Source organism: Gardnerella sp. DNF00038, assembly GCF_049262855.1.
Lineage (GTDB): Bacteria > Actinomycetota > Actinomycetes > Actinomycetales > Bifidobacteriaceae > Bifidobacterium > Bifidobacterium vaginale.
In genome coordinates this window covers 1,472,524-1,494,755 of sequence record NZ_CP058407.1, presented here as the reverse complement: position 1 = coordinate 1,494,755, position 22,232 = coordinate 1,472,524, and the positions used below count along the sequence as shown (strand labels likewise).

16 protein-coding genes and 2 tRNA genes are annotated in these 22,232 nt (G+C 43.6%); 16 read left to right on the top strand and 2 right to left on the bottom strand.

Going from position 1 to position 22,232, the window contains the following annotated elements; genetic code table 11:
- Nucleotides 1-101 precede the first annotated feature (101 nt).
- On the top strand, nucleotides 102-596 hold the full coding sequence (locus tag HXT19_RS05830; protein WP_004105658.1) for an inorganic diphosphatase: 495 nt from the start codon (nucleotides 102-104) through the stop codon (nucleotides 594-596).
- A 99-nt stretch (nucleotides 597-695) separates the two neighbouring features.
- On the opposite strand, the gene HXT19_RS05825 is transcribed toward HXT19_RS05830, so the two are convergent.
- Nucleotides 696-1,421 (bottom strand): beta-carotene 15,15'-monooxygenase, encoded by a 726-nt coding sequence (locus HXT19_RS05825; RefSeq protein ID WP_004116120.1) that lies wholly within the window; start codon nucleotides 1,419-1,421, stop codon nucleotides 696-698.
- Nucleotides 1,422-1,610: 189 nt separating this feature from the next.
- On the opposite strand from HXT19_RS05825, the gene HXT19_RS05820 reads away from it, so the two are divergent.
- The 6 genes from HXT19_RS05820 to brnQ all read left to right on the top strand — a co-directional run bounded on the left by HXT19_RS05820 (nucleotide 1,611) and on the right by brnQ (nucleotide 11,574).
- Entirely contained in the window at nucleotides 1,611-2,384 is a 774-nt protein-coding gene (locus HXT19_RS05820) for a response regulator transcription factor (RefSeq protein ID WP_180947124.1), read from the top strand.
- Between the two features lie 31 nt (nucleotides 2,385-2,415).
- Nucleotides 2,416-3,117 (top strand): endonuclease III, encoded by a 702-nt coding sequence (gene nth, locus HXT19_RS05815; RefSeq protein ID WP_180947123.1) that lies wholly within the window; start codon nucleotides 2,416-2,418, stop codon nucleotides 3,115-3,117.
- Between the two features lie 272 nt (nucleotides 3,118-3,389).
- Nucleotides 3,390-4,937: an ABC transporter substrate-binding protein gene (locus tag HXT19_RS05810; RefSeq protein WP_004138612.1), complete on the top strand. Its 1,548-nt coding sequence runs from the start codon at nucleotides 3,390-3,392 to the stop codon at nucleotides 4,935-4,937.
- A gap of 132 nt (nucleotides 4,938-5,069) precedes the next feature.
- A complete protein-coding gene (gene valS, locus HXT19_RS05805) occupies nucleotides 5,070-7,838 on the top strand; it encodes a valine--tRNA ligase (RefSeq protein ID WP_422119669.1) in 2,769 nt (922 codons plus the stop codon).
- Nucleotides 7,839-8,005: 167 nt separating this feature from the next.
- Entirely contained in the window at nucleotides 8,006-9,802 is a 1,797-nt protein-coding gene (gene argS / locus HXT19_RS05800; RefSeq protein WP_422119668.1) for an arginine--tRNA ligase, read from the top strand.
- A 215-nt stretch (nucleotides 9,803-10,017) separates the two neighbouring features.
- Nucleotides 10,018-11,574, top strand: coding sequence for a branched-chain amino acid transport system II carrier protein (brnQ, locus tag HXT19_RS05795; protein ID WP_020760228.1), 1,557 nt, complete (start codon nucleotides 10,018-10,020; stop codon nucleotides 11,572-11,574).
- A gap of 121 nt (nucleotides 11,575-11,695) precedes the next feature.
- On the opposite strand, the gene HXT19_RS05790 is transcribed toward brnQ, so the two are convergent.
- On the bottom strand, nucleotides 11,696-12,043 hold the full coding sequence (locus tag HXT19_RS05790) for a phenylpyruvate tautomerase MIF-related protein (RefSeq protein ID WP_004114298.1): 348 nt from the start codon (nucleotides 12,041-12,043) through the stop codon (nucleotides 11,696-11,698).
- A gap of 136 nt (nucleotides 12,044-12,179) precedes the next feature.
- Between HXT19_RS05790 and HXT19_RS05785 the strand changes: the two genes are divergently transcribed.
- From HXT19_RS05785 to HXT19_RS05745, 9 genes are all read left to right on the top strand, one after another.
- Complete coding sequence (locus tag HXT19_RS05785) at nucleotides 12,180-12,689, top strand: GtrA family protein (protein ID WP_162860821.1); 510 nt, start codon at nucleotides 12,180-12,182, stop codon at nucleotides 12,687-12,689.
- Between the two features lie 23 nt (nucleotides 12,690-12,712).
- Complete coding sequence (locus HXT19_RS05780) at nucleotides 12,713-13,345, top strand: histidine phosphatase family protein (protein ID WP_009994640.1); 633 nt, start codon at nucleotides 12,713-12,715, stop codon at nucleotides 13,343-13,345.
- Nucleotides 13,346-13,435: 90 nt separating this feature from the next.
- Nucleotides 13,436-14,383 carry a hypothetical protein gene (locus HXT19_RS05775; protein WP_116437017.1) on the top strand — a complete coding sequence of 316 codons (948 nt, stop codon included), beginning with the start codon at nucleotides 13,436-13,438 and terminating at the stop codon, nucleotides 14,381-14,383.
- Between the two features lie 27 nt (nucleotides 14,384-14,410).
- On the top strand, nucleotides 14,411-15,973 hold the full coding sequence (gltX, locus tag HXT19_RS05770; protein WP_004116095.1) for a glutamate--tRNA ligase: 1,563 nt from the start codon (nucleotides 14,411-14,413) through the stop codon (nucleotides 15,971-15,973).
- 181 nt (nucleotides 15,974-16,154) lie between these two features.
- Nucleotides 16,155-16,227 (top strand) — tRNA-Glu (locus tag HXT19_RS05765).
- A gap of 40 nt (nucleotides 16,228-16,267) precedes the next feature.
- Nucleotides 16,268-16,339, top strand: a tRNA-Gln gene (locus HXT19_RS05760).
- A 365-nt stretch (nucleotides 16,340-16,704) separates the two neighbouring features.
- Nucleotides 16,705-18,147, top strand: coding sequence for an FHA domain-containing protein (locus HXT19_RS05755; RefSeq protein WP_101891727.1), 1,443 nt, complete (start codon nucleotides 16,705-16,707; stop codon nucleotides 18,145-18,147).
- Between the two features lie 18 nt (nucleotides 18,148-18,165).
- The gene (locus tag HXT19_RS05750; RefSeq protein WP_101891728.1) at nucleotides 18,166-21,987 is read left to right on the top strand and encodes a helicase; all 3,822 of its coding nucleotides are present in this window, start codon (nucleotides 18,166-18,168) and stop codon (nucleotides 21,985-21,987) included.
- 38 nt (nucleotides 21,988-22,025) lie between these two features.
- A complete protein-coding gene (locus HXT19_RS05745; protein WP_004114310.1) occupies nucleotides 22,026-22,229 on the top strand; it encodes a hypothetical protein in 204 nt (67 codons plus the stop codon).
- The last annotated feature ends 3 nt before the right edge of the window (nucleotides 22,230-22,232 follow it).

Genomic DNA, 22,232 nt, shown 5'->3' with positions numbered 1-22,232 from the left:
CTGCGCGCTAGAGTTAGACTGAACAGTCTAATTTAGGTGTATAAACGTTAGATTGATAAACAGTGTGTTTTACGCATTATTTTACGCATTAAGGAGTAAACATGGCAGAAACATTCAATGTTGTGGTAGAAATCCCACGCGGATCCAAGAATAAGTATGAAGTTGATCACGAAACTGGTCGCGTTTTCTTGGATCGTACCCTTTTCACAGCTATGGGTTATCCAGATGATTACGGTTACATTGATGGAACTTTGGGCGAAGATGGCGATCCACTCGATGCTCTTGTTATGATTCCAAACTCTGTGTTCCCAGGATGCGTTGTTGAGTGCCGCGCTGTTGGCTTGTATCACATGGTTGACGAAGCTGGCGGAGACGATAAGGTTTTGTGCGTTCCAGCAGATGTTCGTTTCGACGACATCAAGGATATTGATGACGTGAATGAGTATCACAAGGCTGAAATCAAGCACTTCTTCGAGCAGTACAAGGCTTTGGAGCCAGGTAAGGAAGTTCTTCCTGGTGACTTCTGGGCTGGAGTTGAGCAGGCTGAAAAGGAAATTGTCGCAGCTCGCAAGCGTCTTGAAGAAAGCGAAAAGTAGTTTTCGAGATTAGTCGCGAATCTTCCGAGCGTTTTAGAAACGCGTTTGCTAGTGTCTAACACATTTTTATGTGTTAGACACTTTTTTATTCTAAAAAATTTAAGCGATTAGTAGCATTCCTAAACCAGTTGCGTAAACAACCATTCCGCCCATCATTACGGGAATCAAAGCAGTACCAACTTGTGGCAAAAGCATGTCAGTATTGTATTTTGCATCTTTAACCCAAAGATGAGAAAGCCCAGCTAGAACAATCACGGCAAGCAAACCCAATACTGCTACCAGTACGCCAAGTTCTAGAATACGCACGGAGAATGTGAAACGAATAATCGAAGGCAAAAAAAGCCATCCTGGAAGAGCTGCACAAGCGATACTTGCTGTAAGAGAATGTGAAATATTTCTTACCAGATTAGATCTCTCTTCCCTAAGCATTTGACGACCAAAGCTAACAAAAGTTGCAGCAACAAGAATTAGAGCAAAGCTAACAGCCCAACGTTCATATGGGTGAATAGCTGCAATGAACTTATCCATACTAACTTCTGTATTATCTATTACGCTGTTAGGAAGCCAACCTTTTAAAGCTAATGCCGCGCACCACATGGATGCGATTCCGGCAAAAAGCGGAATAGCTTTATCTGCTGTAGAACCTTGTAGTGGCCAGAAAGTAACTAGAGCCAGAAGAATAATCACGCAAACGGTTATAACGGCTTTTGCTGTGGCTATTGGCAGAATGGCTGCAATTGCTAAAAGAGCTATAGCAACGAATTGAGTTACAACAATCGTAATGTGATTATGCATTGCATTATGTGCGATGTTATCGTTGCTCATATTACGCTCCTATCGCGTTTTATAAGATAATTTTAATAAATTGTTTAGCCGTATTAACTTATTTTATATGTAAGCGTACACTTGCATGCTTCGATTCTTATTAAGTATCTTAAGTATGGATTACAATTCTCTTTTAACAGCTTGATTTTGAATTTGTTATTCAATTCTATGCGTTCTGGAGGTATCAATATGACGGATATTACATTGATGACCTCTTGTGCCGCGCCTGCAAAAGTTTTGCCATCTTTGACTCTACTTTCGCATAGAGTGCGAGTGCTCCCAATGGAACCGTCTAGTATGCTTAAGATGCCAGAAAACACTATTCTTCTTGTAGATGCTAGAGAAGATTTGTCTTTGGCTAAATCTTTATGCTCTATTGTTCGTGCTTCTAATTTAACAATGTCTGTTATCTTAATTCTTACAGAAGGCGGATTCACAGTTGTTAATGCATCTTGGGGTGTTAGCGATGTTATGCTGACAACCGCTTCACCAGCCGAAGTAGAAGGTAGACTTAGACTAGCTTCTCAACGAGGTGGGTCGGCTGAATCTACTTCTAAAGAACATGTAGCTGATTCTGGTAGCGTGGAAATTAACAGTAGCGGTCAAATGTGCTCTGGGGATTTAGTCGTAGATACGCAGAGTTACACAGTTAGCTTGCACGGAAAGCCTATTGATTTAGCGTATAAAGAATTTGAGCTTCTTAAATACTTTGTTCAGCATCCTCGGCGAGTATTCACTCGTGCTCACCTACTTCAAGAGGTTTGGGGTTACGATTATTACGGTGGAACTCGTACAGTGGATGTTCACATTCGTAGGTTACGCGCGAAATTAGGCGTTGAATATGAGCACGTTATTGGAACGGTTAGGAATGTTGGGTATCGTTTCGATCCTTTAGAGTCTCAGGATGAAGTTGTAGATTCTACAGATTCTGATAATAGTGATTCGTCGGCGGCTTCCGACTAGAATTCCTGTAGCGGATTAGTGGTTTATTATATTGGTTAAATTACAAAGCGTGAATAGTAGTCAAGAATCATCTTCCAATTCTAGAAAATCTAAAAAAATCGCTAGGATGAGCGAAGAGTATAGGATTTTATGCGAAGAAATACCGAATCCAAAGTGTGCATTAAATTTTACAAATCCATTTGAACTACTAATAGCCACTGTTCTTAGCGCACAAACCACTGATAGACGTGTAAATATTGTAACGGAACAACTTTTTAGAACTTATCCTACGCCAAAAGATTTAGCGCGCGCACCAATATATAATGTACAAGAGATCATCCATCAACTTGGATTTTATAGAGTAAAATCGCAGCATATTATAGAGCTTTCGCAAAAACTTATGGACGATTTCAATGGTGTAGTTCCAAATAATATGGATGATCTTACAAAACTTCCAGGTGTAGGAAGAAAAACAGCAAACGTTGTATTGGGCAATGCTTTTGGTATCCCAGGGTTTCCAGTAGATACCCACGTTATGCGTGTGACGTCAAGGCTTAGATGGAGAAGCGATTGGAAAATCGCTAAGTCAGATCCTATAAAAGTTGAGCGTGAAATTACATCTTATTTTCCGCCAGAAGAATGGACTAATTTGTCTCACCGCCTTATTCTTCATGGTAGAAAAATATGTACAGCTAGGAATCCGCATTGTGCTGACTGCCCTCTAAGATTTCTGTGCCCATCTGTTTCGTTGTAGCTATGTTGTAGTTATGTTGTAGTTATGTTGTAGTTATGTTGTAGTTATGTTGTAGTTATGTTGTAGGTTTTGTCGTGGATTTTGTCGTGGATTTTGTCGTAGCTGCGTTGTGGTTGTCGTAACGGATTTTTCTAATATCTCATATAATTAACTTTTAGAATATTCTTAGGGTATTTTTAGATTATTTTCTGCATAAATTCTACGTATGATTCAATCGATGATATACACTGTTGGCTATGTCTGAATTTGAAAGATACTCATCTGGATCACATATGAGAAAAGCACGTTATGCAAAAAAAGCTAAAAAAGGCGTGTCCTCGTGGGTTATTTTTATAGTCTTAATTGCCATTATGTCTGTTGTTGCATGGGGTGGATGGCGATTTTTAGATGGAAGATCAATAGTTCCAGAAAGTATTGTTCCAGCATCAGGCTCAGTTTTAAAAATAGGCTTGCGTACAGCCCCAGCATCCTTAGATATTAGGACTGACGACAGTGATTCACTGCAACAAGCTCTTATTGAAAACGTTTATGAAACGCTTATTAAACGAGACGGCAATAATGCTTTAAAACCAGGTCTTGCTCAGTCTTGGAGCGTATCTTCCGACGGTTTGAATTATAAGTTTAGGATTCGTTCAGGCGTGAAGTTTGCAAATGGAGACGTAATGGACTCTGGCTCCGTACTGCAATCACTTCAACAAGGTATTACAAAAAGCTATCCAGGCTATGAAAAGTTGACGAATATTACAAGCGTATCTAACTCAGGACCTGATATTCTAAACATTTCATTAAAAATGCCAGATCCATTACTGCTGCGAAGATTAGCAGGTAGAGCTGGAATTGTATATGACACTCGCGCTTCATTAAACTACGCTTCAGACGCTATGGGAACAGGACCTTTTAAAGTTAACGGCTATAGTAAAGGTTCAGACCTTGTTCTTGTGAGAAACGACAAATATTGGGGTACAGCATCTGGCTGCGCTAGCATAACTCTTAAATACTTTAATGACGATACATCTTTAGCAAATGCCATGCAGAATGGCGATATTCAAATGGCAGTTCCTCTTGATGGCAATGAAAACAAACGTATGGCGTCAATGCCAAATACTCAACTTGTTGAAGGTCAGAGCACTAGAATACGAATGATTGCTTATAACACTGGAATATCGTCTATTTTCTGCGATCAGCACGTTCGTAGAGCAAGCAGTTACGCAATGGATATAAACACTGTTTTATCGGCTGATCCATTTGGTGGTCAAATTGTGCGTGGACCAATTTCTCCATTGTCGCCAGGATACGAGGATTTAAGTGGCACTTATCCACACGATCCTCAAAAAGCTCGATCTCTATTCTCATATTTCTCTGCTGCCTACCTTGGTAAAATTACATTCCTCGTACCTCTTGGAATGAGCAATATTGGTAATGCGCTTGGTTCTCAGTTAAACGCTACCGGCGGTTTCCGTGTGAATGTCGAAGAAGTAGATGAGAACACTATGAAACAGCGAATTCATGATGGTAAATATGACTTAGCACTCACATGGATGAATCACACTTTGGATTCTGGAGCGTATGCAGATACAAAGTCTACTTATTTGTTCCAAGATCATGAGTCGCAGAAATATTTTGCACAGGCAATGAAATCAACCAATGCAGAAGGATATGAGTCAAATGTCAAACAGTATGCTAAAGAGTTGAATAATTACGCTGTTTCGAACTGGATGTATGCGCGAAAGAGCATTGTGGTAGCTAAATCTAATGTTAGTGGGTATCCTACAAACATGACTGATCAACTTTTACCATTGCACGATGTAAACGTAAAATAAATCCAAGATTATTTCAGGAATATAAGTGCGTGTGGTTTGGGATTAGTCGCCAGCAACCGTTGATTTGAATAATTTTTACAAATATTAGTAAAAATATTGACGTTGTCGCGCTGAGTTTCTAATATTCAGTTCATGAGTGAACAGGATAATAACACAGTAAAACACGCACATTTAACGCCTCTTCCTAACAAAGTTGGCGTTGATGGTCTTGAAGACAAGTGGCGTAGCAATTGGGACGAAGCTAAGACTTACGCATTCCATAATTCTCGCGACCGTAAGGCCGTGTATTCTATCGATACTCCACCTCCAACCGTTAGTGGCCACTTGCACGTTGGTCACGTATTTTCTTACACGCATACTGATGTGATTGCGCGATATAAGCGTATGCAAGGTTTTGACGTTTTCTACCCAATGGGTTGGGATGATAACGGCTTGCCAACAGAACGCCGCGTGCAGAATTATTACGGTGTGCGAGTGGATACTTCGTTGAAGTATGACCCTGATTTTAAGCCGCTTTTTGAAGGCACTGAAGGCAAGAAGATTGAAGCTAAGGATCAGGTTCCTGTAAGCAGACAGAACTTTATTGAGCTTTGTGAGCGCTTGACTTCTCAAGATGAGAAGCTTTTTGAAGCTTTGTGGCGTAGGCTTGGTCTTTCTGTTGATTGGTCGCAAACTTATCACACTATTGGCGAGCAGCCTCGCCGAGTTGCACAAAAAGCATTCTTGCGCAATCTTGCTCGTGGAGAGGCTTATCAGAAAGACGCTCCAGGCTTGTGGGATGTTACATTCCAGACTGCAGTTGCGCAGGCTGAGCTTGAAGCGCGCGAATATCCTGGCTTCTACCATAAGATTGCGTTCCGCTTTGAAGATGGTACGCCAATTTATATTGAAACTACGCGCCCAGAATTGCTTGCTGCATGCACTTCTTTGATCGCGCATCCAGACGACGAGCGTTACAAGAAGTACTTTGGTCAGGAAGTTTACTCACCGCTGTTTAAGGTGAAGGTCCCGATTTTGGCGCATCCTGCAGCTCAAATGGACAAGGGCGCTGGCATTGCAATGTGCTGCACTTTCGGTGACGTAACTGACGTTGAGTGGTGGCGCGACTTGAGTTTGCCAACTCGACCAATTATTCAGCGTAACGGCCGCATTGTAATGACGACTCCTGATTGGATTACGGACGAGTCTGGCCGTGAAATGTTCGAGAAAATTGCCGGCAAAACCACGTTCTCCGCTCGCAAGGAAGTTGTTGAAGCTTTGCAAGCAGCTGGAGATATGGAAGGCGAACCAAAGCCAACAAAGCGTATGACGAACTTCTACGAAAAGGGCGATAAGCCTTTGGAAATCGTCACTTCTCGCCAATGGTATTTAAAGAACGGCGGCACGGACGAAAAGCTGAACGCTGAGCTTATTGAGCGCGGCAAGGAACTTAACTTCCACCCAGACTTTATGCGCGTGCGCTACGAGAATTGGGTTCACGGCTTGAATGGCGACTGGCTTATTTCTCGCCAGCGCTTCTTTGGTGTGCCATTCCCACTTTGGTATCCAGTAAACGAAAATGGGGAAGTGGATTACGAGCATCCTTTGACGCCTAGCGAAGATCGTTTGCCAATCGACCCAACTATTGACGTTCCAGAAGGCTTTGATGAATCTCAGCGAGACCAGCCAAACGGCTTTACAGCTGAGCAAGACATTATGGACACTTGGGCTACATCTTCCTTAACTCCACAAATTGTGACTCGTTGGGAAGAGCCAGGTGAGGAAAATCAAGCTCTGTTTAAGGCTACTTTCCCAATGGATTTGCGTCCACAAGGCCAGGATATTATTCGTACTTGGCTGTTTAGTACGGTTGATCGCGCGCATCTCGAAAACGGCTGCTTGCCTTGGAAGCATGCTGCGCTTTCTGGCTGGATTTTGGACCCAGACCACAAGAAGATGTCTAAATCTAAGGGCAACGTGGTTGTGCCAAATAAGCCGATCGAAGAGTTTGGTGCGGATGCTGTGCGCTACTGGGCAACTTCAGCAAAACTCGGCTTGGATGCAACTTATGACGAAGGCCAGATGAAGATTGGCCGACGCCTTGCGATTAAGCTTTTGAACGCTACGAAGTTTGCGCTCGCAATTGGCCGCGAGAACGAGGAACATCAGGTTCTTGAGTCTGCTAGTGCGGATTGGGATTTTGCAAACGTTACGGAAGTCTTGGATCGCTCTGTTATGGCAAAGCTCGCATCCGTTATTCGTACCGCAACTGATGCGCTTGAATCTTACGAGCATTCCAAGGCTTTGGAAGCAATCGAAACCTTCTTCTGGGAGTTCTGTGACGATTACATTGAGCTTGCAAAGAATCGTGCTTATGGTACTGCAGAGTCCACTGGACGTACTCCAAGTGAAGCTGCTGTAAAGTCTGCTCGCACAACTCTTGGTCTTGCTCTCGATGCTTTGGCTCGCTTGCTTGCTCCTTACTTGCCTTATGCTACGGAAGAAGTGTGGAGTTGGATGCATGACGGCGAAGGCTCTGTGCATCGCTCTAGCTGGCCATGTGCTAAGGCATATGAGGCTGCTGCAAACGGTGTTTCTGCAGACACTTTGGCTTACGCGGGCGAGGCTTTGGCTACTTTGCGAAAGATTAAGTCTGAAGCAAAGGTTTCTATGAAGACTCCTATTTTGCAAGTGACTTTGAACGTAGCAGAAAATGCTTATAAGGCTGTTGAGGAGACTTTGGGAGACGTTGCGGAAGCGGGACGCGTTACTGGAGAAGTAAAGCTTAACGCTGTTAAGGCTGCGGATGCTGGAGATTCGGCGGCGGATTCTTCGTCTGCAGATGCAGATTCTGATGCAACTAATGTAAACGTTTCTGTTGCTCAAAGCGAACTCGGTGAAGCTCCTGCAAAAAAGAAGTAATCGCAAGTAATCGCAAGTAATCGAAAATGATTAATCGCGAAGTAACTAATCGTAAGCTGCTTCGCGATTAATTGCAAAACAAAAGCGCTGTAAGTTAATCTTTGACTCCAGCGCTTTTTGTGTGTTGTAAATACTAAGCATCGCGCGGTAACGCTAGACTGTAAACCATGAATCCAGAAAGCTTAAGTGAATTAATTGAAAAAATCGCGAAAGATTTAGTAGCAAGTGGTAAAGCTGGCAATCTAACAGAAGATTTGATTCCAGCTGCCGAAAAACTCGCAGTTATGAGGCCAAAAGATCGCGCACACGGCGATTGGGCCACGAATGTTGCTATGCAACTCGCTAAAAAAGCTGGTATGAAGCCTCATGATTTAGCCGAACTTTTTGCCGAGCGTTTGCAAGAAGCGCAAGGTATTGCGCGCGTAGAAGTGGCAGGCCCTGGCTTTATTAATATAACGCTTGATTCTGCGTCTGCAGCGGCTGTTGTTGACGAAGTATTAAAGCAGGGTGCTAATTTTGGCAAGAATACGCATTTGAGCGGCAAAACTTTGAATCTTGAGTTTGTTTCAGCAAACCCAACTGGTCCAATCCATATTGGTGGAACTCGCTGGGCGGCAGTTGGTGATTCTATGGCTCGAGTTTTGGAAGCGAACGGCGCAAAAGTTGTGCGCGAATACTATTTCAACGATCACGGCGAGCAAATCAACCGTTTTGCTAAGTCTTTAGTTGCTGCAGCTAACGGCGAAGAAACGCCTGCAGACGGATACAAAGGCGCGTATATTAACGAAATCGCGGATGCTGTTATAAAAGAAGCGCAAGCAGACGGCGTTGATGTTCTTTCCTTACCTCGAATTGATCTTGGTAAAGACGAGGAAGGTTTGCCGCTTGGCGAGGGCGACTCTGAGCAGCGTGAAGAGTTCCGCAAGCGCGCAGTGCCAATGATGTTTGCTGAAATTCGTAAGTCAATGCGCGATTTTCGCGTTGGCTTCGACGTGTGGTTCCACGAAAACAGCTTGTACGAGGATGGCGAAGTTGAGCGCGCTATTGCAGATTTGCGTTCTCGCGGAGACATTTTTGAAAAAGATGGCGCAACTTGGTTTGAATCTACTAAGCATGGCGACGACAAGGATCGCGTAATTATTAAGTCTGACGGCAATTACGCTTACTTTGCTGCAGATATTGCGTACTATCGCAACAAGCGTCATCGCGAACAGAATCCTGCGGACGTAGCAATCTACATGCTCGGCGCGGATCATCACGGCTACATTGGCAGAATGATGGCAATGTGCGCGGCTTTTGGGGATGAGCCAGGCGAAAACATGCAGATTCTTATTGGTCAGATGGTAAACGTTATGAAAGATGGTAAGCCTGTGCGCATGAGTAAGCGTGCTGGAAACGTTATTACGATTGACGATTTAGTTGATGCAATTGGCGTTGATGCTTCTCGCTACTCGCTTGCGCGCACCGACTACAACACAAGCGTTGATATTGATTTGGATTTGCTTGCTTCCCACAGCAACGATAATCCTGTGTATTACGTGCAATACGCTCACGCACGCAGCTGCAATGTGGCTCGTAACGCTGCGGATGCTGGAATCAGTGCAGATGGAGCCGATTTAAGCTTGCTTAATACCGAGGCAGATGGCGAAGTGCTGGCTGCTTTGGCGCAATGGCCTGCAGCTCTTGCACAAGCTGGCGATTTGCGTGCTCCACACAGAGTTGCGCATTATCTTGAAGATTTGGCAGCAAGCTACCACAAGTGGTACAACCTTGAGCGCGTAGTGCCAATGGAGTTGAGCGACCCAGAAAATCGTTTGCCAGAAGCAGAGCGCGAAGCTCAGCGCATTGCAAAGTGCCCAGAGCCAGCACGCGCTGCAGCTCGCTTAAAGCTTAACGAGGCTGTTCGCACAGTTATTGCATCTGGCCTTGATTTGCTTGGAGTTTCTGCTCCAGACAAGATGTGATTTAGTGCATTTGCTTTTTTATTTAGGACGTTAGTTTTTACGCTAGCGTCCTTTTATTTTTGACTAGTAGACACGCGCGAAATTGCAAATTTTTGTCGATTAAGTACATGCGATTGATTAGTATACCCCCTAATATTATTTTTCGGTTTCAGTTTTGTTATTCAATGCGTTAAATAATATGCTTAAACAATTTTTCACCATATAGGAGGTGTAGCATGAGCGTCACAACACAAAGTGTCAGCACAGACAGTGCCCCGAAAAAAAGGAACTTGACAATTATTGAATCCGCATACGTGGCGGTCATGTTGTTCGGCATGTTCTTTGGCGCTGGAAACCTTATTTTCCCAGTATTCCTTGGTGCTAACGCAGGAAACAATTCTGCGCCTGCAGCAATCGGTTTTATTGTTACTGGCGTTGGTTTGCCATTGTTGGGCGTTACGGCTCTTGCAATGAGTCGCGCAAACGGTCTTTTTGAGCTTTCTAGCAAAGCTAGCAAAAAATACGGCATGTTCTTTACATGCGTTCTTTATTTAACAATCGGCCCGTTCTTTGCAATTCCGCGCTGTGCAACAACTTCATACACTGTTGGATTGGAGCGAATTATTCCGCAAGACGGAAACGGACAACTGTACTTGTTCTTGTTCTCTGTAGTGTTCTTTGCGCTCGCGTTCTTCTTTGCTATGAAACCAAGCGGCATACTTACATGGGTTGGTAAAGTTCTTACGCCAATCTTCCTTGTGTTCCTAGCGGTTTTGGTATTTACTGCACTATTTTCTCCTATAAGCGGCGCTTCTTCGGATGCTGCTCCTATAGGAAATTATGTTAATAAGTCATTCTTTACAGGATTCTTAGATGGCTACAACACAATGGATGCTTTAGCTAGCTTGGCATTTGGAATTGTTGTTGTTAGCACCATTCGTCAGTTTGGTGTAAAAGATCCTAAAGATGTGGCAGTGAATACTGCCCGCTCTGGATTCTTTAGCTGCTTGCTTATGGCGTTGATTTACGTTGCGATTGTTGTTGTTGGTGTGCGTAGCCGCGCGCTGTTCCCACCTGCGGAAAATGGTGGCGTGACTTTGGCGCAAGTTGCACGCTATCATCTTGGAAACGTTGGCTTATTCGTGCTTGCTGCAACTGTAACTCTTGCATGCTTAAAGACGGCAGTTGGCTTAATCGTAAGCTGTTCGGAAACTTTCTCTAAGCTATTCCCTAAAGGTCCTAGCTATCGTGTTTGGTCTGTATTGATTACGCTTGTTTCGTTTGGCCTTGCAAACTTTGGTTTGAGCGCAATCATCGAATATGCGGTTCCAGTATTAATGTTCTTGTATCCGCTGTCAATCGTGCTGATTCTTTTGGCTTTGTGTGGTCGACTTTTTGGAAATTCCAAAGTTGTGTACGCTTGGACACTTGGTTTTACTGGTGTTGCAGCTGTATTTGACTTTTTAAATAGTTTGCCATCCGCTTTGCGCAACGCATTGCATATGAACGATATGTTGTTGGTTGCTCAAAACTGGTTGCCGTTCTCGGAATTTGGAATGGCTTGGGTTTGCCCTGCTGCTGTTGGATTTGTTGTTGGCTATGTTCGTATGGTTTTATGTGACAACAAAGGTATGGAAGAAGTGGCTCGCGTAGCTGCTGGCCCAGATCTTGAAGGCAGCGTTGCTAATAGCGATGGCTATTCTTCAAGCGATGCTGATTTTGACGAGTCGGATGCGTTCGCTGTATCTGCTAAGTCTACTGTTGACGAGCCTAATTTTGGCAATCAATCTTAGTGACTAATTCACAACTATTTGTATAGATAGTTGTAATAATAAATAATCGCCATATTAATGCTCATATGAGCTGCGATATGGCGATTTTTGCGAGTTGAGATTTTAGGCTTGCGACTTGCGACTAGAAGTTGCCGCCGTTCCAGCCCCAGTCAGTTGTTGCAGTGTAACGAATGTAAGTGCGATCTTGTGGTACGCCAAGCTCGCGATTCAAAGCTGCCATAATCTGCTCTGTCAACTTTTCCCAAGCCGAACCAGGCACGCTAGAGCCAAAAACGTTCACTTCAACGTATGCTGCAGGCTTAGAATTGTCTCCAGCAAAATAAATTGGCATATTGTCTTCAAACGGGCACATAAGCCAATGCTCGCTTTTGCCTGGAACTGCGCTAATCGCTTTGCCGTATGCTGCTTTTAAGGCATCGCGCTGAGCAGGTGTAGTGCTTACAGAAACATGAGTGTGAATAACTGGCATAATCGCTCCTTTGCTAAATTTTATGAATTTTCTAAGTTTATAAACTTGTGCTGCGCAACATATGTTACGCAATAATAAACCTGTGTTACGCAATAATTATAGTGAATTGTTAGCCTCCGCGTGTTTAATTGAATGTATGAAAAAACTTATTGAACAGGTTGTTAAGTTTGGAATCGTAGGAATCATTGCGCTGATTATTGACGTAGTATTGCTAAACCTGCTTCTTCTTGTGCATCTTAATAACGTTGTTGCTGGAACAATATCTTTTATAATCTCACTTATTTTTAACTATATTGCCAGCATGAAGTACGTGTTTAAGCACCGCGAAGACATGGCTCGTTGGATGGAATTGCTGATTTTTATTATTTCTGCAGTTATTGGTTTGCTTATTAACGATGCGATTATTTGGCTTAGCACGCTTGGAATGGCACAAACTTTGCGTGGTACTGCGATTTACATGCTTCGCACAAACATTGGCAAGCTTATTGCAACAGTTGTTGTAGCTGTGTGGAATTTTGTTATTAGAAAATGGCTTTTAGACGACGCAAAGTCGCAAAAACCTGATTATGATGCCGCTAAAGACAATACTTTTGCTCACAAGTTAGGTGAATGGTCGTTAAGTCACACTCCAAAAGGGTGGAAGTAGGTTTGGAAGTAGGTTTAGAAAATATGCCAGCTACGACTATTCATTTTGTGCGCCACGGGGAAGTGGAAAATCCAAATCACGTGCTTTACGAGAGGCTCCCAGGATTTCACTTATCTAATCGCGGCTTAAAAATGGCTTGCGCTACAGCAAAATACATTGCGACTGTTCCACAAATGCGCGGAATTAGTGCGATTTACTCGTCTCCTTTGGAGCGCACGCAAGAAACAGCGCAACAAATCGCAAGCGCTTTGCAAATTGGCCCGATTATTTTAGACAATCGTCTAATCGAAGCAGAAAACAATTTTCGAGGGAAAAGAATCGGCTACGGCGAAGGCGCTTTGTGGAAAAACAACAATTGGAAACTTGTATCTAACTTGTGGAAGCCAAGTTGGGGAGAATCCTACAAGAGTATTGCTGCGCGCGTTGGCGATTTTGCGTGCGAACAAGTGAAAAATCACCCAGGAGAGCAAATCGTAGCTGTAACGCACGAATCGCCAATATGGTCTTACCGTCATTTGCTAGAAACAGGTCACGCTGAGCACAATATGCTTTTGCGTAAAACGGCCTTAGCATCGATTACTTCGATTACGTACGATTGCGCAAATATGAATGTGCTTTCCATCACATATGTGGATCCTGCGGCGCGTGTGCAATAGAACGTGTGGAATAATAAGCAATAGACTTTAAAATATGCATAAAAGATGCGTAGAAACTGTTTTTTACAGCTAATGCGAAGGAGCGTTATTATGGGTGATTCTGTAGAAAAGCTGGATTCACAGGCTTTGAGTCTGCTTGAGTCTGCTGCAAAGTCGGCCGCGGATTTAACTAAATTGTGGCCTTTAAGCGAAGCTCGCCATTTAGATAATGACGCAAAATATGCTGAAAATCTTGAGGTTAGGGCGATTCGCACTATTGCTCGAATTATTACAGATTTAGACGTTACTGTTCCAGATGCAGAGTTTGTGTATGAAGGTGCAGACGAAATTCCAGGACGCCCTCAAGAGATAGTTGACGCGCTTTTGGCTGCTGCAAACGCTTACGATGATATGGATTTATGCTACGAACCAGACTACAGCGAAGCGCAAGAAGAGCTAGAAAATAACACGAATGATGTTAGCGCTATTTTTAACAAGCTTGAATCAAATCTTTCTAATGATGTTAACGCAATCAACGGTGCTGCGGATTCTTTAAGCGTTGCAGGTAATTGGAGTGTTGATAGCTTGCAAGATGCGTTTAGATGCGCAAAACAAGAGTGTGATTTTTGCGGACTTAATTCTGTAGAATCGCAAAAAATTACAGCAATACTGTCTATTCTTAAAAGTCTTATTGAAAAAACAAGCAACATTTACGAAACTTTGCCTATATTCCTATATATTAACGAAGTGTGTGAGTGCGCGGGAGTTCCGCGAATGATGTTTAAGGATAATCAATGGCGTGAGCTTGTTGATTGCGTAAAAAGTGGTAAAGCTAGCGAAGCTAGCGAAAATGGCGAAAATAGTATGAGCACGCTACTTGAAATTGCAGCCCCATTGCTTGAGCGTGAATGGTTAAAGCATAAGGAAGACGTACTTTGGGATCCAGAAGAGGCTAAGAAGCTTGCAAAAGAAGAAGACGATAGAAAGTCCAGAGAAGCATTGGCCGCAAAGTTTGCGCATGTGGAAGGTAATAAGGAATCAACGCAAGCGCTTGACTAGATAGGCACGTCCGTAACGCGCGGCACAATGGAACCTATGACTGATACAGAGGAAACTCAAGAAGTTGCTAATAATGCAACAAAATCCACAAAGCCTGAACTTCCAAAGAATGTTCGTGTGCGTTTTTGCCCTTCGCCAACCGGCACGCCTCACGTTGGCATGGTTCGTACAGCGCTGTTTAACTGGGCGGAAGCTCGCCACACGCATGGTAAATTGCTTTTCCGCATTGAAGATACAGATAATGAGCGAGATAGCGAGGAAAGCTACCAGCAGATTATTGAGGCTCTTCGTTGGCTCAATATTGATTGGGACGAAGGCATTGATGTTGGCGGAGAAAATGGCCCTTACCGCCAGTCTCAGCGTATGGAAATTTATAAGGATGTAGCGAAAAAGCTTTTTGATGCAGGATACGCTTACGAGTCCTTCTCTACTCCAGAAGAGATTAAAGAGCGCAATATTGCTGCAGGGCGCCCAGCTGAGTTTGGTTACGATGGTTATGATCGCAACCTTACTGAGGAGCAGAAGCAAGCTTTCCGCGAGGAGGGTCGCAAGCCTGCACTTCGTTTGAAGATGCCAAATGAAGACATTACTTTTAACGATTTAATTCGTGGCGAAATCACCTTTAAAGCTGGATCTGTTCCAGATTATGTGATTGTGCGCCCGAATGGTGATCCGCTTTACACGCTTACGAACCCTGTTGATGACGCGTTAATGGATGTGAACGTTGTTTTGCGCGGTGAGGATATTCTTAGCTCCACACCTCGTCAGATTGTGCTTTACCGTTATCTTATGGAAATGGGTATTGCGAAGGAAACTCCGCTTTACGGCCACATGCCTTACGTTATGGGCGAAGGCAAGAAGAAGCTTTCTAAGAGAGACCCTGAGTCCAACTTGTTCTTGCATAGAGATAACGGCTTTATTCCAGAAGGCTTGCTGAACTACTTGGCTTTGCTTGGATGGTCTATTGCGCCTGATCGCGACGTGTTCACTATGGACGAGATGATTGAAAAGTTTGATGTGCGAGACGTTAAGGCAAACCCTGCACACTTTGACTTGGATAAAGCAATTTCCATTAACGCTGAGCATATTCGCATGCTTGATTCGCAAGACTTCTTAAATCGCTCTGTGCCTTATTTGCATAAGGATGGCGTAGTTAGCGCGGACAATTGGGATGCCTTAACTGACCGTGAGCGTGAAGTGCTCACCGCTGCTGCTCCTCTTGTTCAGCCTCGAGTGCGTTTGCTTGGTGAAGTTGCTGGAATGGTTGGCAGTTTGTTGAGCGAAGATGGCTATATTGAGCCAGATGACGATGCGCGTAAGCAGCTTAAGGAATCTGCTGGTGATGTGCTTGATGCTGCGCTCGCTGCTTTGCAAAGTGTTGATGCTTCTGATTGGCATACGGATTCTTTGCACGAGCTTTTGAACAAGAAGCTTGTTGAGGAAGCTGGTTACAAGCCGCGATTGGCATTTGGACCTGTGCGAGTGGCTCTTTCTGGTCGTCGCGTTTCTCCGCCATTGTTTGAGTCCATGGAAATTGTTGGTAAAGACGTGACTTTGGCGCGTTTGGCTGGATTGCGTGAGCATTTGTAAAAATGATTAAGCTTTAACGCGATTTGCCCCAATGCTTGTTGATTTTTGCTTGCATTGGGGCATTTTTGTAGCTGATTTGGGGATTATTTTTCGTTTGGTACGACACGCCGCAGTTGCGTATTGAGCTGTTATGTTGTAAAGTCGACGTTTGTTGCGTCTAGAGGCGTAGCAGATAAATGAAGCCCCCGTCGTCTAGCGGCCTAGGACTACGCCCTCTCACGGCGCCAACACCGGTTCAAATCCGGTCGGGGGTACAAAGACGGAACGGTTCCAAGAGCCGCGAAGCCTGCCAATTGGGGTATGGTGTAATTGGCAACACAGGTGATTCTGGTTCATCCATTCTTGGTTCGAGTCCAGGTACCCCAGCGAATAACCCTCGTATTTTACGAGGGCTTTTTTGTATTTCAAAGATAAAAGATATAGCTTACATTGCTCGTACTTTTCTTGTTTGTTATATTTGTATCGCTTGTGAGGCATTTGTAACGTTTTTTTGACTGATTTTCGTTATATTTGCATCATTGATGAGATGTTTGTAATGTTTTTTGCGGTAAAAACGTTACAAACGCATCATGTGAGCTACAAATATAACGCAAGCTATTGCTTCTGCTCTAATAGTCTCAGCGAATTTAGGTGATCTCGCGCATTATGCAGCTCGGAGTTGTCGATTCGCGCAATATACACAAAGCATGACACAATAGTATGTAGTGTGTTTTTTGAAGGGAGCAGGTTCCGTGGGAAGTCGACAAACCTTGCAGCGTTGGATGATTACAGTAGGTGGTGTCGAGCAGGCGCGCGTTGGAGCGGGTCAGTCTGTGGAGATTGGCAGAAAGCCTATACGACCTTTGCGCGAAGACGGTTTTATGCGTGTAGACATTGTAGACAATAAGCGCTCAATGTCTAAAAGGCATGCGCTTCTTATAGTAGACACAAGTGGCGTGGCGACTATTCGAGATTTGCATTCTACAAACGGAACTTATCTTGTAAACGAAAGCGGCGATTTGCTGCGACTAGATCCAGATGTTGATTTTCATATGCCAGATAGCATTGTTCGCATGCAATTTGGAGATGTGCCAATTGACTTTGTGCGTATAGAAGAGCCAGTTCCTTTGGCCGAAAATAGTGCGGAGCCTGTGCGCGACTTGTTCTCTTATGCTGCTGACGGCTCAATTAAAGAGCCAGATGCTTCGGATTTGTCGGTTGATGATATTCTTGATATTCGTGCTGGGGAGCCAACAGGTGTTTTCCGTGCACAATCTGTTTCACACCCTAATTTAATGTGGGATAATCAGTCCAAATTAAATGCTGCCGGTAAAGCTGATGATGTTTATAGTGCAAGCAAGGCTGATATTTCAGTAAATCCTGTAAAACAAAGCGATCCCGTGATTGCTAGTCAGGTTGTTCTTCCTGTTGTGCGTGAAGATTTTGAGTCTGCTGCAGAACCTCGTAATCTTTTTGATGATGCAGCACAAGCTAATGCAGTACAAGCTAGTAGTGACAAAACTAATAGTGATGAAACTGTGAATCCAGATAATATTGTGGATAACAGTGCTGTTGCAGGTAATGCTGCTATTTCTGACAACAGTGTTCTTGCAAATGATTCTTTTGATTCTCACGATGTTCAAGACGATTCTAAAATTCAGGACTCGCAAAATGTAGACGTTGAAAACGAGGATCATACAACGCAAGATCAGAATACTGAACAAAAAGAGATAGCAGAAATTCAAATCAATTATCAAGATGAGGATGAATTACAAGATGGGGCAGAAGATGAGTCGCCAGCAACCGACGATTCATTGCAAGATGAGCCTCAAATTCAACTAAATCATGAACAATTCATTCAATCCAATTCAGTCAATATTCAAGAAGATTCGCAATACACTCCAGCTTTTGAACCAGGGTCTGTGTTCGAAAAAGTGTCAAATGGAGAATTCAACGCGCATAAAGAAATTGTACAAGCAGGTGGATTCACTTCGGAAGAAGCTCAGAAAACCACTGATTTCTCTAAGCAGTTTGAGATAGCAAAATATCAAGAATTACTTCCATTTTTAGCCATGAATACAGGTCTTTATGACGATTTATACGCTTGGCTTTCAGCTCAAGGCAATGCAGACGTAGATGAAGCTTTAGCGCAAAATAGCGGGTATAACGCTTACCGCAACGCAGTAGGTTTATAAACAGGGGAGTTTAGTAGTATGAGCGGCGAACAGAATGATTTTATAAGCCAAGTAAATCAAGCGCATAATGCGAGTGAACAAAATTATCAAGAAGCTTACGAGCAGAATGCGCAAATAAAGCATGAAAGTGCGCAGGCTACAGCTTCGCGAGATGAAAAGTTAAGGCGAATAAACTCTTGGCGCGAACAATACAAGTCACAGCTTGCGCCTTCGCCGCTTGAAGACATAACGAAACTTTCCGCACAATTAGAATTAACGCATGCTCACCCATCTGGGATAGCGCAACTTTTTGCGAGTGGAAAAGTAACTCTTCAGGCGTTATTCCGCGATTCTGGAATGTTGCGCGCAGCAGGGCGCAGACTAGACAGGGTTTTTGAAGATAGAGATAATAAGGCGCACGAAAATGGTGTTTCGGAGCTTTCGCTTGTTGTTGGAGTGGCATCGTGGAGCGGTAATCATGTGCCAGTTTTAACATACCCAGTGCGAGTTATTCGAGAGTCGGGTAAGGATGAAACATACGCAACAATCTACTTTTCTGGCAATGTGCGCTTAAACCACGCTCTTGTTCTTAGATTGCAAGAGAGAGGCGTGAATCTTAGTGAAGATGCGCTTTTTGACGGCGCAAACTATGAAAGCGGAACACCAGAAACGTCAGCTGTTTTTGATGCAATTTGTGCATCTGCTCGCAGCGTGTTCCCAGATTTTGATATTGAACGAGATATTGTTCTTGGATGTTTTACTGATTCGGGATCCAGATTTTTGGCTGAAAGCGCTCAGATTTTGCAGGCGCTTAAAGTTGGGAATGTTGGAAACACTATGATTGATGCGGTTGCTGGCGATGAGCGTGCGCTTAAAGAGTTGGCAGCAAATGATAGGCAAGAGTATTCTCCACTAGACGTAGACCCTCATGGTGAATATGAAGTCGGTGATGTAGATAATGTTGTACGTTATGCATCTGGTTTAGCTGCTAATGGCGTTTCTTTGGCTTTAGACGTGGATGCTGGATCTGATTCTGCTTCTATCGCGGCTGCGATTTCTTCACGCTGTGTTCTTGCTGGAAAGTCCATTTTATATGTTCCAAATGTTATGGAACAACAGCGTCGATTCCGTCATGCTCTTAGTGCGAATGAGATTTCTTCGCTTGCGCTAGACGTTTCGGATTCTCACCTTGCGAAACATGTGGATTCTCAGCTCATAGCTGCAGTTGGGGCGCGTCAAAGCGTTGCTTCTAGCCGTTTTGAGCAGGTTTGTGACGAGTTAGTTGGTGTTAAAACTCGCTTAAATCGTTATTTGGGAGACTTGCACGGAGTAGATGAGCGTTGGGGTGTATCAGCGTATCAGACAATGCAAAATCTTGCCGCTATTGCAATGTTGCCTACTCATCCTTGTACTCATGTAAGACTAGATGTTGCTGCTGCAAGATCGCTTTCTGGTCATTTAGATGAATGGGCGCAAAAATTACATCAAGCAGATGAGCTTGGAGAATTTACGATAAAGCCTGAAGATACCCCGTGGTTTGGTGCGTCTTTGTTCAATGAGAATGAGGCTGTTGCTGTATATCAGCGCGTTGTAGATGTTCTACTAAAGCTTCTTCCTGCAGCACGCGAACATGTTAAATCAACTGTTCAAAACTGCGGTTTTCCTGTTCCTGCTACCGCACGCGAATGGGGTAGACAGGTTACGGTGTTAAAGAATCTTCGCCGAGTTTTAGATGTTTTCCAAGCAGATATTTTTGAACGTGATCTTAGCGCGATGATTGAAGCAAGTAAGCCTAAAGCTGTTCGCAAGCGTGAAGGTACAGTAATGGGCTTCTGGGAGCGTAGACGTCATATTAAAGAAGCGCGTAGTCTTTTGCGTGTAGGAGCTAAAGTAGATGATCTTCATGAGGCTTTGAAGATTGTTGCTCAGCAAGCTGCTCAGTGGCGTACTTTTGTTCCTCATGGAGGGTGGCCTGTGTTACCGCCTAAGTTAGATGAGATTGTTAGTACTCAGGAGCTTTTGGATCGTAATCTTGTAGCTCTTGATGCTGTTCTTTCCACCACGCGTTTGGGTGCTGATCTTGAAAATGTTGAGTTTACTAAACTTGATGAGCGCTTACAGGCTTTACATGACGATCGCGCTTCCTTAGATACTTTACCTGGTAGGTGTGTGATTGAGCGCGATTTACGCGGTGTTGGTTTAGAAGACCTTGTTTGCGATTTGCGTAGGCGTAATGTTACTGGTTCTGCGTTAGATGGTGAGCTTCACTTGGCTTGGTGGACTACGGTTTTTGAAGATATCGTTAATTCTTCCGCGATTATTTCTAACCAAGATGGTTCGGCTATGCAAGATGCTTCTGACCGTTTTGTTCAGGTAGATACTGAGCATGTGCGCTCTGTGGGACCTATGGTTCAACAAGAGACTCTAAAACGTTTGTGTGAACTTCTTTTCTCTAGGTCTCAGGAAGCTAATCAGCTTCACACAACTCTGGCAAGTAATAGTTCTGGCGTGACTTTTACAAAATTGATGAATTCTCATGCAGATCTTCTTCTTGCTGCTAAGCCAATTATGGTTGCTATGCCTTCTACTTTGACTATGATGACTGAATTTAAGCCGATTGTAGACATTGTGATCCTTGATTCTGTTGAGCATTTGAGCAATATTGAGCTTCTTAGCATTCTCGCTCGTGCTCGCCAAGTTGTGGTCATTGCTCATAAGAATACGGTAAGTTCGCAGAGTGTTAACGATTTGATTAGTGTTTTGCCTTCTGTACATGTTAAATCTCGTGCTACTAGGCGTTCTCTTCGTCTTGCCAATTTCCTTGAAAATCATGGGTATGGTTCGCTTCGTCACGATGTTCCTGTAGATAGAATGCAAGGTAAAGTTAAGCTTCACCAAGTTGAGGCTTCTGGTGTTCCTGTTATGTCTACTGGTTTGATTGAGAGCAGTCAGAGGGAAATTGACGAAGTTGTTTCCTTGATAAAACAACGTGCTACGACTTTCACGGTAGTTCCTTCCAGCTATGTTCTTGCAGTTGTAACTCTTACGAGTGTGTTTAGGAATCGTTTAGGAGCGGAGCTTAAGGCTCTTGCTATTAAAGATGAAAATATGAATAGATTCCTTCGCCATGTTCGTCTTGTAGATGCTAGTGAGTCTGTTGGTGCTGCCGCTACAGATGTTATTCTTTCCTTATGCTATGCAAAAACTTCTCACGGTAGGCTTTTGCAACAATTTGGTGTTTTGGAAGAAGAAGGCGGTAAGGGCATACTTCTTGATTCGTTAGCATTAGCTCGTAGGAATTTAGATATTGTTTGCGCGTTTAAATCTAGTGATATGGAAGATGAACGTTTGCATCAGGATGGTCCTAAGCTGCTTAAAGAATTGCTTATTTGGGCTGAGCAGTTGGATGATAGTCCAGTAAATCCAACTGATTTTGATGAAGCAAAACCTGAATATAATCAAGATAAGGCAGAAAATAAGGCAGAAGCTGCAGGTGCTCGTGCGGAGGCTTTTGATTCTTCAATAGACAGTTTTAATAATGTTTTGTTTACTGATTTGGCGGATCGTATTCGCGCTCGCGGATTGTGCGTGGCGGTGAATTACGGATTTGATAAGGAACACAGTATTCCTCTTGTTGTTGGTTTGCCAGATAAGCCTTTTGCTCTTGCTGTTTTAACGGATGATATGAGATTCATGAATATAGAATCAACGCGTGAACGTCATCGCATGTTTGCGCAAGATTTGGAGTATCTTGGCTGGTCTGTTATGAATGTTTGGAGCGTTGGAGCATTCGTAAATCCTGAAAAAGAGGTTGAGCGGGTTGTTTCTAGAATAGGCGAGCTTTATGGTGAAGATCAGTGAGCTGTGATAAGTGAGTGACTATAAGTGAGTGACCATAGGTGAGTGACTATAATCCCAATCGCAGATGTTCTAGAACGCATAATCGAGTAGTTCGTAAAGGCTCTGAGCTTTTTGATGCTGATGGCGTTAAGCTGGAGCCTTCGGATTTTCAGACTTTAGACCAGCGCTCTAAAGATGACGATAATCGTATTCTTGGAGAGCTTCCGCCTCATTGGGCAGTTTTTAGTGAACGTGGTAGGTAAAGC